Raw genomic sequence first — 10,631 nt, 5'->3', positions numbered from 1 at the left:
CGCCGATACCTAATCGGGTGCTGGTGTCTTCGCCAATGTAGGCGAGTCCAGCACCGAGAACCCTTTGACGGAGTTCGACCTATGCCAATGCGATTCGCCACAATCACCGAGTCCACCAGCGAACCCTTGACCGAGAACCTTTGTCGCCAGTGCCCTGCGCTCTTCGATGCGCCGCCCGATTCGCCAGTATGTCCGAAATGCGGCGCGCAGCCGCCCTACGTTGTGCCGATCGGCGCAACCTTGGACTCGGTGCTGACCGGCCTAATGGAAGACTTAGATAGCGAAGATAACGAAGTATGAATAGTTATGATGACTTCTTCAATGGAAGAACTTCGTATCGCATATTTCATTTTCATTCTCTATATGTAGGGCGCGGAGGATCAAAAATCCGTTAAGATGGGTACGCTTGGCAAAATGTTAGTTGTACAATTGTACAACTACCTATTTTGACATTGGCATAAAACCGATCAGTCAGACTGATTTACATTCTAAAAGAAAATGCTTGACAAACTAACAGCATTTTAGTATGATGGTATTTGTTGGTGAGGCTGACCGGCATGGTGCTGGCGAGCCTAATCAGTCCGACTAATCAACGAAAGGAAAAACATGAAAACGAAACACACGAAAGGACCGTGGACAATCGAAGATAAAGCCGCAGGTAGGCGCGTCGTCAAAGGGGATAAGTCCATTGTTATCATCGAATCATGGACGACAGAACCAGACGCCCGCCTTATCGCCGCCGCGCCCGCCTTGCTTGAGGCGCTGAAAGACATTGAGGCGGAATTGGATCGACGCATAAGGGCGAGGGAATTGGGCGCGACGTGGACATCGCTACAAGTGCGAGCAAGCCGCGCGATCGCCCTAGCCGAATCAGTCTGATTATTCGACCCGTCTTGACTCGCCCTGTCATGGCATCACAAGGCAGGGCGCGTCGAGTTGTGCCGATTGAGAGTACAACGATCAGTCTGACTAATCAGAAAGGGAAACGACAAATGACAATGAAAAAGAAAGCACTTACACAAGCAAGAATCGTCGAAATGCTCGAAGAAGTGGGCGACCCCAACAAGACCGCAGCGGACTTGATCCAAAGTATGTTCGACCACTTCGTTTCGCTGGATGGCGACGAAGACGATTTTGATGCAGTCGCAAACGCCACTGTCTGCGCCATGCGGACATTCATAAAGAGCGGCAAAGGCAAAGTTACTGCGACGATGACCGGCGCGGAGATCAGTCAGACCGAGGGGCATGGCGATGAAATGGAACAATGACCCATCGCTGCCGCCCAGTCGGTTTGCGAAGAAGCGAGTCCACGGCTGCCGACATGAGCACGTTCGCGGCATCGGTGGACTGAAATTGGAATGCGAAAACTGCGGCAAAGAGTTCGCCGATTTGGCGCAGTGGAACTCCGAATGGAAACGCATTAGAAACGCGGCGAGAAACGCCAATCAAGGCAGAGCAACGGAGATTGTAGACGATGAGCACGATGATTGAAGCAAAGCGAACTACCACAAAGGGGCCGTGGCTGAACGAGCCGATCGAAGTCTGCTTTAAGCACTGCGGTTTGTTATGCGTAATGCTCCGCGAAGATACATTGTCGCACTGGCGCGGCTATGTTCGGCTGCCAAAGATGACCGAGCCGACGAACTTTGATTCGTACGAAAAGTGCGATCAGATTCTCGACGTTCACGGCGGCATCACGTTCGCTGACGGGGTTCCGCGAGATCAGCGACCCGACGAGCACTGGGTAGGCTTTGATTGTGCTCATTACATGGACTTCGTACCGAAGTACGAGCACTTTGGCGTCTCGCTTGGCGACGACCCTACCCAGTGGCGCGACGTGAACTATGTCAGATCAGAAACCGAGCGGCTTGCCGTGCAAGTGTCGCGGCTTACTGCTGGCCGAAGAATTTAAGATCAGTCTGACTGATCGGAAAGCGAGTGATTGAAAATGAAAGTTAAGTTCATCTGTTCTATCAGCAACGATGGAATCATCGGTCCGGGCGACACCTACGAACTCGCCAAGGCGCTGCGCGACATCGCAGACAGCATCGAGAACTGTACCGACCTGCCCGACGAACTCGGCATCGCTTGGGGCATGGTGGTCAACGACGATGGCAACAAGCCGCGACAAGGATTTGTCTGCATCCCGAAAAGCAAGACTTCGTACGTCGTGAAAGAGTACATCGTCGGACAAATAGCCGGAGATGAGCACGAAGAAGTCGACAACAAGCCGTTAGAAGAAATCAGCAACGGCGATATGTTCGTATGTGACAATTGCGGCGAGAAGTTCCTATCCGGCTGGTCGAGCGAAGAAGCCATCGCCGAGTACGAGCGCAGATTCGGACATTCGCCCGCGCCAAACTCAAGGGTAGTCTGCGAAGAGTGCCACAAAGTTCTCGTTCAAAAGCACAACGCGAGCAACAACTAATCCAAAAGATTTTATAACAAAACACTTGACAATCGTATAAGATTGTGGTATGATACTGTGATGGGTGGTGGGGCGTTCCTGCCGCCCATCATGGTTCTCATTTGCAACGAAAGCGAGATCAAAAATGTCACCAGTTAATGAGAAGATCGCCAAGGCATTGAGCGAGTTGGGTATCAGTCTACCTGAGCCGCCAGCGAGAGTGGTTCACGCACCGAAATCCAAGAAGACCGAGAAGTCTTCGTCGGAGAGCACAACCAGTCAGACTGAGCAGACCGAGCAGGGAGACAAGCCGATTCACGTTTCGCTCATTATGCCAGTCGAGCCTACCGATTACGTCGAGCCGGACTGGGCGCAGTTCCTGTTCAATGTTTGGGATGACATGGACGACACGCCCGGAGTCATGGTGGACGGGCCGCGCGGCACTGGCAAGACGCAGGCTGTGATGGTCTACGCTGCCAGACGCAACAAGCCATTGCTGGTCTGCAATTGCAACCAAGAGATGACCCCTGACAGCTTGCTTGGCTCGCCCCGTATCGACATGAAGGGCGTCGGCGGCGACTACCTCCAAATGGGACCGATCGCGCTGGCTGCTAAGTTGGGTGCTGTGCTCTTCATGGACGAAGTGAACTACCTGCCGCCAGCAACGCAGGCGGTGAACAACCCGCTGATGGACACGGTGCAGAACGGAATCTTCCTGCCGTACACCGGCGAACGCATCGAGTGGGAGAATCCGAAGATCGTGGCGGCGTTCAATTCGGGCTATGCGGGAACGCGGGAAATCAACCAAGCGTTCTTCGACAGGTTCGAGCCGCTGGTCGCGGAGTATCTCCCGCTTCGTCAGGAAGCCACGCTGATCGTCAACCGCACCGGCTGTGAGTACCAGCTTGCCGAGCGTGCTGTACGCACTGCGAACGCGATTCGGGCGGCTGCGAAAGGCGACAACGGAAACGTCATGCCGTTGGAGTTCGACCTGTCACCACGGGCACTGTTCAGTTTCGCCCGCCGAGTGGTGAGCGGCAAGCAGGACATCAACCGCGCTTGGAAGGAAGCGGTCATCGGTCGAGTCGGTAGCGGTATTCGCCGGAGCGGGGCGCGTGAGACCGTTCGTCAACTGTCGATTCAGATTGGGAACTTCCAAGTCTAAGAATCAGTCTGACTGATTGGGTTTTTACAACGAAGGGAGATTCAAATGTCAATGTACGGCGAAGAAGAGATCATAAATTTCGCAAAGGGTATGGCGCAGCGAACCGGAGTGGATATTCGAGTTCGCAAGGGCAAGCCGAAGACCGATGGCAAGACGGTCTGGTTGGACTGCGAGCCATGCAAGAACGAAACGGAGTATCTGATCCGCACCGGCGACGCCGACCACGAGATCGCTCACGCATGGTTCGAGTCATGGCAGCACTTGGGCGACAAGCCGAAGACGATGGCCGCACTACTGGGCGACATTCAGATGGACTGGCTGATGCACGAATGTATGAACGTCGTGGTGGACGTTCACGACGAATCGCGCATGGAAAAGCTCATCCCCGGAACGCAGGCAGCTTTGAGGACTGGGAATCTCTACGCTGGCGCAATGGTGTACGAGAAACTTACCGAAGCGTACCGCAACGGCACGCCCGCGCCGCTTGGATGGCGCGATTTGCTGATGACTGGCCTAGCCAACGCTCGGCTCGGCAACACCAGTTCACTCAAGACCGGCAAGACATGGTTGAGCGGGTTTGATCGGCGACAACTCCAATACATCAAGCAATCGCAATACTATGACGGCATACCGCAGACCGTCGTAGACAAGGTGATTGCCATTCTGAAATCGTGCTCCGAGAAGGGCGCGAAGAACGTCGCCCGCAGAGCGTCAGACTGGAAGCGGATTTGCGATCAGGCCGAAGAGTTGTTCAAGACCATTCGGCCATTCGTAGATCAGGCCGACAAGTTGCCAGAGCAACCGAGCAACGCTGGTGCTAAGGGCAGCGGCGACGGTGGCGGTGCTGAGGGTGAAGCTAAAAGCAGCGGCAACAAAGACCAGCAGAACAACGACCCCGGCAAGCGAGTACGGCAGAAGTCCGAGAACGCAGCCAAGGGCAACAACGTCAACAAAGACCCCTACGACCCGTCTACTTGTGCTGGCGGCGGTGTATCCAGTCCGATGCAGCCGCAGTCGCAGAACAAGTACAGACCGAAGAACGGGTTCTATAACCAGTGCCTGAACGAGATGAGCAAGACCGTCGAAGTGCTCATGGAAACCAGTGAGGCTATGCGTCTGGTGCATTACCGCGACAGTGGACAGACGCTCGGCAAGAAGTGGGTTCGGCTGTTTACCGACCAGCGAGTGTTCGTGACCAAAGACCGAGCGGACGGGCACGAACTTAGCATGGCGTTGCTGTTGGATTGCAGTGGTTCTATGTCGCACATTCTCGGTGACTGCTCGGCGGCTTGTGCTGCAATCGGGATGGCGGCGAAAGGGTTCGGAGCGGAAGTTCGCTCTTGGGTGTTCGGAGACTACTGCAAAGAAGTCCCCATCGAATCGCTAAGAGATGGCGTCCCCGGCCAAGGCGGAACCGCAGGCAGCGGCGCACTGAAAGATGCGAACCGATGGCTGGACGGTCAGGCGTCGGGGCGAAAGCTGGTGGTGATTATCACCGACGGATCATGGAGCGATTCAACCGAGGCGCGAGGCTTGGTGGTGAACGGCGCTCGCAACGGAATCGAGTACTCGATGATTGGTTTGGGCGGAGTCAGCACTCACAACTGGCCGACTGGAATCCAAAGTGTGTCCATTAAAGCAGACGCGAAAGAACTATCTCGCGGGTTGCTGTCTGTGGTTGGATCGGGAATTAAATAACAGTAATCAGTCAGACTGATTGCCTATGGAGAAACAAATATGATGACAGCATTGCAAATAGATCGCAAGGTCAAGAACTATGGCGAAGTTCTCGACGTTTGTGAATATCTCGGAGAGCAAGACTACGGCAGCGGAGTAAACGCACTGATGGTGATGATGAAACAGTCGCCACTGTGGATCAGCACTGTCGCCAGCGAGAAGTACAAGCGATGGCTAAAGGCACGCAATGACGCAGTTAATGACTCTTTGACGAAGCGAGTTAGAAAACTAGAAGAGTCAACAGAAAACGGGAATCAATAGGTAGTATGGCATTGCCATAGTGACACAATATGTAGAGAAAAAATAAATAATTTTCTCTCTTGCAATTTGCTATGGCAATAATACAATGGAGTCCAACCAAAACGGAGAAATCAAATGAGCAAATTCAATGACTCAAAGATCGGTCGTGTCGAACTCTTGGCGGCTATCGAAAAGCTGAACACAACGTACACCAAGACCCCAACCGGCAAGGCGTTGGAAGCGGTGCTCGACGTTGCAATCAAGGGCGTGATGGTGCTACCCAAAGGCGGCGTGAACTGCGACATGGTGGTCAAGCTAATCGGCGCATACATCGACGCAGGCGGGCGGATCACTTTCGACGACACGAATATCAAGAAGGATGACAAAGCGAGCAGCGAGCCGAAGTGCTCGTGCGGAAGGTTCGGATGCGAGAGTCTCGAACGAAAGAGCAAAGGCGAGAGCAACGAAGGGAGCGCGGATTAAGAATGTTTGGCAAGAATAAGAAAGACAGCAACGAGAGCCTCAAGAACACAGCGCGTGGCTTAGAATCCATACTCATCAAAGCACCGAAAAACGTCAAGATCATGGCAGAGGGCGCGGCCGAAGAGTGCAAACTTATCTGCGAACTCATCGAGAATGATCCAGTCTTTGTCGAAGCCATTCGTGCGATTGCCAACATCGAACAATACGAAGATTTGCGGCGGCTTAACCCGGCGCAGCTTGGGATTCTCGTCAGGTTTGCGCTGCTTGGCATCTCGTCAGCAACGGTCTCAATAGAAATCAGTCGGGCCATGAGTCAGCAGGCCAGAGAGGAGAGCGATGAGTAATGCTAACAGAAGAGCAACTGAAAGAACGGCAATCGCATTGGACTGCGACCGACTCGGCGAGAGCGATCAGCGGTGAGTACGGCGGGCTGTTTGCGGTGGTGTCTGAAAAGCTAGGTGCGCCACCGCAGCCCGAAAACGAAGCAATGGAAATCGGCTCGGCATTGGAAGGGCCGCTCGGACAGTGGGCAATCAACAAACTCCGAGAGGCGGGATGGCAGGTGCTCGGCAAGCAAGTCCCTGCTTTCTCGAAGACGCACCCGCAACTGTCGGCAACGGTGGACGTGAGCATGGTGAATAACATAGGGGAGAGTTCAGAGTACGCCTGCGTCGAACTCAAGACCGCTGGCTTCGCGTCGGCATACACCGACAACTCGGACTGGGGCGACGTGGATTCGCAGGACATACCGCTCTATGTAATGATCCAAGTGCATCATCAAATGCTCTGCACTGGCGATCAGTTTTGCTTTGTCGCGGCATGGGTTCACGGACGCGGACGATTGCTGTACCGGATCGAACGCGACGAAAAGATATGCGATGCAATCGTCGCAGTGTACGAGCACGTTTGGGACAATTACGTCGCAAAGAAAGTGCTCCCTCCAATCACCGAAGACTGCGCCGAGCAGGCTCTTGCGTTCTATAAGAACCAGCCAACAGTAGCAAGGCAGGAAGTGAAGCCGACGAAAGAGCTAGAAGATGCGGTCGATATGTACGAACACTGCCGATCAGTCAGACTGGGCATCGAGAAGCAAGAGAAGATCAGTGCCGCCAAGGTGCTGCGACTGATGGGCAACGGAGATTTTTGCAGAATCAAACCGAAGAAAGGCGTGCGAATAGTCAAAACGAAAATCAAAGCGTTCGTGTCGAACCACCCCGAAAGAACACAGACGACGATCAAAATAGACAAAGGGTAGGAAACGCAAATGGAAAACGAACAACAGGCAGACGCAGTGGTGGACGCCACGTCGCTTGTGCCTAAAACGCGCAAGTACGGATCGAACAGGACGACGCAGCCACGAATCGAGAGACTTCGCAATCTTCCAGAAGGGCAGGCTCTGATTATTTACTGCTCGAAAGAAGTCAGCGGCAAGGCGCAGCGAAGTCTAGGTGGAACGCTGGCGATTCTTCGAGCCGCTGGCTATGTACTGAAAACAATGCAAGTCGAGGGCGGTCTTGCGGTAATCAAGATCAGAGACCCGAAACTGGCAGGAGACTTCGCGTGACACCAGAGCAAATGACAGCAGACATCGAGACCGTAGCCAACGATCCAGACTTGGCGGCTGCGGTAATTAGTGAACTGCTTTTCTCCGTGGCAAGCCACCAAAGCTACACGGATATTCCAGTGGCAGACGTATGGGAATCGCACCTAGAGCGAGCAGTAGAAGAAGTCGAAAAAGAGAACAACAAGTCAGACCTTTAGGAGATGATGTATGACAAGCGAGAGCAACGAAAAAGCAAAAGACATTTCTGTCGGGGTTGGAGCAACGGCAGAGCAAGTTACTACGAGACTGAACGCAATCAAGAAGTACGATGAGACCGAAGCGTTCAAGAACCCACAACAGATGCAGACCGGCAACCGTGGGCTGGTGCTGAGAACAATCTCCGAGATGCAAGCGTTCGCGTTGTACTTGGCGAACAGTACGCTCGTGCCGCCAGACTACAAGGGCAAACCAAACAGTTGCTTGGTTGCCATTCAGTACGGTGCTGAAATCGGACTGCTACCAATGCAGGCGGTCCAGTCTATCGCAGTGATTAACGGCAGGCCGTGTCTGTGGGGTGACGCGCCGCTATCGCTGTGCATGGCATCGCCGGTATTCGACCACTCAAGGCACGACGAAAAAGCGGTCGGCACTCCGGGTTCGGACAAGTACGGATGGGAATGTACGTTCGCCCGCGTCGGCGGCAAACCGAAAGTAAGTACGTTCACTGTCGGTGACGCCAAGAAAGCCGGACTGTGGACGAAGGCCGGGCCGTGGACCCAGTACCCGGATCGTATGCTGCTGTGCCGGGCGCGAGCGTTCGGCCTGCGCAACACGTTCCCCGACATCATCAAGGGCATGGGCATCAGGGAAGAAATCGTCGAAGCATTTCCGGTCGAGCAGGACAGACCGCCAATCTCTACCAAAGTGGAAGTGCTGCAAGCTGCATCGAAAATCACAAACCCAGTCAGTCAGGACAGTCCGGCAGAGTTCGCCGACGTGGTGGACACGGAAGTCATAACAATCGAAGCGGGAGACAGTCAGTAATGGCACTCATACAGACACGAAGATGCGACGTTTACGGCGTGAAGAACAACGTCTCGACGTTCAAGCTAACGCTCGAACGGAACGACTGCGACGAGAATCTTTTTGGCGTCGAGCCTGTCATGGTTCGAGAGTTTGAAATCACCTGCGACCTGTCGCGTCGCGGTGCAAAGCGGCTGCTGCACTTGATTGACAAGGCGACCAAGCCGCCGACCCGGAAGCCGAAGAAGTCTGCTTCGACTGCGACGGTATCCAAATGAAAGACAAGACCGTTCTAGGCATCGACCCCGGACTGGCCTGTGGATGGGCCGTGCGTTCGCCAAGCGGCACGATCCAGAGCGGCGTGTGGTATCTCGACGGCGGAAGGTTTGAAGGGGCAGGGATGCGATTAGTCAGACTAACTGCCTACCTAACCGAGATCGCAAAGCAAAAGCCGTTCGATGTCATAGCCTACGAAGAAGTCCGCAGTCATATGGGCGTGGACGCAGCGCATCTGTACGGAGCAATCACTCTTACGATTGCGTCGTGGTGCGAGCAACACAAAGTCCCATACTTCGGAGTGTCGGTGGGCCAAGTGAAGAAGTTCGCAACCGGCAACGGCGGGGCGAGCAAAGAGATGATGCAGGCCGCAGCAAAAATCAAGTGGCCTGAGTTGGGAACGATAGACCATAACGAAGCAGACGCACGATGGATCGCTGAGTTTGCAGTCAGCGGGAAGGGTTGAGTTTGTATATGCAGCAAGTAGCAAAAGAGGGCAGGTTCAGAGCAAAGATTTACCAGTACAGACCTGATTTGTCTGGATCATCGGAAGCCACCGGGCTGTGGATGTCGTGCCTGCTGTTGAAAGAGCAGGGGCCGCTCGGCTGGACCGACATCAAAGACGGGGTGTACTGCGCCGAAGGAACGGTGTGGTTCATCAAGGCCAACGGAGACAAGCGCGAAGATGTCATCGAGAATCTTCGTCTTGCCACCGGATGGGATGGCACGATGGAGCAACTACTCGGAGAGACAGAGACTCCGTGGGTTCCGCTCGACGTGGAAATCACCGTCAAGAAAGAAGTCTACAAAGAGCAGGAGCGATACAAGATTGCGTTCGTGAACGCCATTACCGAGGGGCCGGGCGCTGTTCCTGTTGGCAAGACGACAGCCGAGAAACTCAAAGAGAGATTCAATCGGAAGAATGAAGAGGCTCCGTGGTAAGACACAAGAAAAAGCAGGTGGCAGTCACGGTCAAAGTTGTGATGACCGACGCGATGAAGGCTCGGCGCGACGAACTCATCGAGATCGTCAAAACCAACATGGCCGGATTCAGGCTGGCTGCTGAGGCACTGCTCGAAATATGGAAGAACGCATACTACTCGGAGAAGCATAAAGACTTCGGCGAGTTTTGCATGGAGCACTTCGGGTTTGGTTACAACTACGCCCGCAAGATCATCAACGCAGACGCGACCATAAAAAGCTATGCCGCTGCGGCTGGAACTGGCGCAGTTGCTCTGACCAACGAAGCGCAAGCCAGAGCACTTAGCAAGGCTGGCTCCCCGAAAGATATGGTGAAGGCCATGTCTTTAATCAAGAAACAGAACCTAACACCATCGGCTGAGATTATCTCGGCTGCGGTGAGACAGATTCAAAAAGAAAACGAGATCGTCGTAGCCCAAGGGCAGACCGTCAATCCGCTGCCAACCGAAGTGGCGCTGGCGATCGAGGAAGGTAAGTCGCTGATGGCTGCGCTGTCTGACATCAAAGCGAAGTGCAATGAGATAGACAAGTTTGCGGCCAGCAAGTTCGGAGTATGTATGCCGTCTGGTCAACTGACGAACGTAATCAGAAAGGCAGTAGACCAGATCAAACTAGCCAGACCGTATGCCGATTGCGTCTACTGCGGATCGGTCGGCGGCAATTGCTCAGGCTGCGGCGGTCGAGGCTGGCTGACGAAGACAGACTTCGACTCTGCACCGGAGAACCTAAAGCAAAATAGCTTGGTAGTGACTGAGTAATCAGTCAGACTGATTGAA

Annotated in this window: 19 protein-coding genes; all 19 read left to right on the top strand. The window is 54.0% G+C overall.

Annotated elements, in window-relative coordinates; all coding sequences use genetic code 11:
- Nucleotides 1-81: 81 nt before the first annotated feature.
- The 19 genes from ACMTNU_RS19465 (at nucleotide 82) to ACMTNU_RS19375 (ending at nucleotide 10,613) form a co-directional block, all read left to right on the top strand.
- Nucleotides 82-300: a hypothetical protein gene (locus ACMTNU_RS19465; RefSeq protein WP_413936954.1), complete on the top strand. Its 219-nt coding sequence runs from the start codon at nucleotides 82-84 to the stop codon at nucleotides 298-300.
- Between the two features lie 306 nt (nucleotides 301-606).
- Nucleotides 607-879, top strand: coding sequence for a hypothetical protein (locus ACMTNU_RS19460; protein WP_413936953.1), 273 nt, complete (start codon nucleotides 607-609; stop codon nucleotides 877-879).
- A gap of 119 nt (nucleotides 880-998) precedes the next feature.
- On the top strand, nucleotides 999-1,268 hold the full coding sequence (locus tag ACMTNU_RS19455) for a hypothetical protein (RefSeq protein WP_413936952.1): 270 nt from the start codon (nucleotides 999-1,001) through the stop codon (nucleotides 1,266-1,268).
- Entirely contained in the window at nucleotides 1,252-1,491 is a 240-nt protein-coding gene (locus tag ACMTNU_RS19450; protein WP_413936951.1) for a hypothetical protein, read from the top strand. Before ACMTNU_RS19455 ends, ACMTNU_RS19450 begins: the two co-directional genes overlap by 17 nt.
- Nucleotides 1,475-1,912: a hypothetical protein gene (locus ACMTNU_RS19445; protein ID WP_413936950.1), complete on the top strand. Its 438-nt coding sequence runs from the start codon at nucleotides 1,475-1,477 to the stop codon at nucleotides 1,910-1,912. Before ACMTNU_RS19450 ends, ACMTNU_RS19445 begins: the two co-directional genes overlap by 17 nt.
- Before the next feature lie 36 nt (nucleotides 1,913-1,948).
- Nucleotides 1,949-2,428 carry a hypothetical protein gene (locus tag ACMTNU_RS19440; RefSeq protein WP_413936949.1) on the top strand — a complete coding sequence of 160 codons (480 nt, stop codon included), beginning with the start codon at nucleotides 1,949-1,951 and terminating at the stop codon, nucleotides 2,426-2,428.
- Nucleotides 2,429-2,552: 124 nt separating this feature from the next.
- Complete coding sequence (locus ACMTNU_RS19435; protein WP_413936948.1) at nucleotides 2,553-3,572, top strand: AAA family ATPase; 1,020 nt, start codon at nucleotides 2,553-2,555, stop codon at nucleotides 3,570-3,572.
- 45 nt (nucleotides 3,573-3,617) lie between these two features.
- Entirely contained in the window at nucleotides 3,618-5,270 is a 1,653-nt protein-coding gene (locus ACMTNU_RS19430; RefSeq protein ID WP_413936947.1) for a hypothetical protein, read from the top strand.
- A gap of 39 nt (nucleotides 5,271-5,309) precedes the next feature.
- Nucleotides 5,310-5,570, top strand: a complete 261-nt coding sequence (locus ACMTNU_RS19425; RefSeq protein ID WP_413936946.1) for a hypothetical protein — start codon at nucleotides 5,310-5,312, stop codon at nucleotides 5,568-5,570.
- 114 nt (nucleotides 5,571-5,684) lie between these two features.
- A complete protein-coding gene (locus ACMTNU_RS19420) occupies nucleotides 5,685-6,032 on the top strand; it encodes a hypothetical protein (protein WP_413936945.1) in 348 nt (115 codons plus the stop codon).
- A gap of 2 nt (nucleotides 6,033-6,034) precedes the next feature.
- Nucleotides 6,035-6,376 carry a hypothetical protein gene (locus ACMTNU_RS19415; RefSeq protein WP_413936944.1) on the top strand — a complete coding sequence of 114 codons (342 nt, stop codon included), beginning with the start codon at nucleotides 6,035-6,037 and terminating at the stop codon, nucleotides 6,374-6,376.
- Nucleotides 6,376-7,287 (top strand): YqaJ viral recombinase family protein, encoded by a 912-nt coding sequence (locus tag ACMTNU_RS19410; protein ID WP_413936943.1) that lies wholly within the window; start codon nucleotides 6,376-6,378, stop codon nucleotides 7,285-7,287. The genes ACMTNU_RS19415 and ACMTNU_RS19410 overlap by 1 nt, the downstream gene beginning before the upstream one ends.
- 9 nt (nucleotides 7,288-7,296) lie before the next feature.
- On the top strand, nucleotides 7,297-7,596 hold the full coding sequence (locus ACMTNU_RS19405) for a hypothetical protein (protein WP_413936942.1): 300 nt from the start codon (nucleotides 7,297-7,299) through the stop codon (nucleotides 7,594-7,596).
- Complete coding sequence (locus ACMTNU_RS19400) at nucleotides 7,593-7,793, top strand: hypothetical protein (RefSeq protein ID WP_413936941.1); 201 nt, start codon at nucleotides 7,593-7,595, stop codon at nucleotides 7,791-7,793. The genes ACMTNU_RS19405 and ACMTNU_RS19400 overlap by 4 nt, the downstream gene beginning before the upstream one ends.
- A 10-nt stretch (nucleotides 7,794-7,803) precedes the next feature.
- Entirely contained in the window at nucleotides 7,804-8,619 is an 816-nt protein-coding gene (locus tag ACMTNU_RS19395; RefSeq protein WP_413936940.1) for a hypothetical protein, read from the top strand.
- Nucleotides 8,619-8,876 carry a hypothetical protein gene (locus ACMTNU_RS19390; RefSeq protein ID WP_413936939.1) on the top strand — a complete coding sequence of 86 codons (258 nt, stop codon included), beginning with the start codon at nucleotides 8,619-8,621 and terminating at the stop codon, nucleotides 8,874-8,876. Before ACMTNU_RS19395 ends, ACMTNU_RS19390 begins: the two co-directional genes overlap by 1 nt.
- The gene (locus ACMTNU_RS19385; protein WP_413936938.1) at nucleotides 8,873-9,340 is read left to right on the top strand and encodes a crossover junction endodeoxyribonuclease RuvC; all 468 of its coding nucleotides are present in this window, start codon (nucleotides 8,873-8,875) and stop codon (nucleotides 9,338-9,340) included. The genes ACMTNU_RS19390 and ACMTNU_RS19385 overlap by 4 nt, the downstream gene beginning before the upstream one ends.
- An 8-nt stretch (nucleotides 9,341-9,348) precedes the next feature.
- The gene (locus ACMTNU_RS19380; protein WP_413936937.1) at nucleotides 9,349-9,816 is read left to right on the top strand and encodes a hypothetical protein; all 468 of its coding nucleotides are present in this window, start codon (nucleotides 9,349-9,351) and stop codon (nucleotides 9,814-9,816) included.
- A gap of 17 nt (nucleotides 9,817-9,833) precedes the next feature.
- Nucleotides 9,834-10,613, top strand: a complete 780-nt coding sequence (locus tag ACMTNU_RS19375; protein WP_413936936.1) for a hypothetical protein — start codon at nucleotides 9,834-9,836, stop codon at nucleotides 10,611-10,613.
- The last annotated feature ends 18 nt before the right edge of the window (nucleotides 10,614-10,631 follow it).

Source organism: Nitrospira sp. BLG_1 (assembly GCF_047338595.1).
In the GTDB taxonomy this organism is placed as follows: Bacteria; Nitrospirota; Nitrospiria; order Nitrospirales; family Nitrospiraceae; genus Nitrospira_D.
This window is presented reverse-complemented; position numbering and strand designations above follow the sequence as displayed.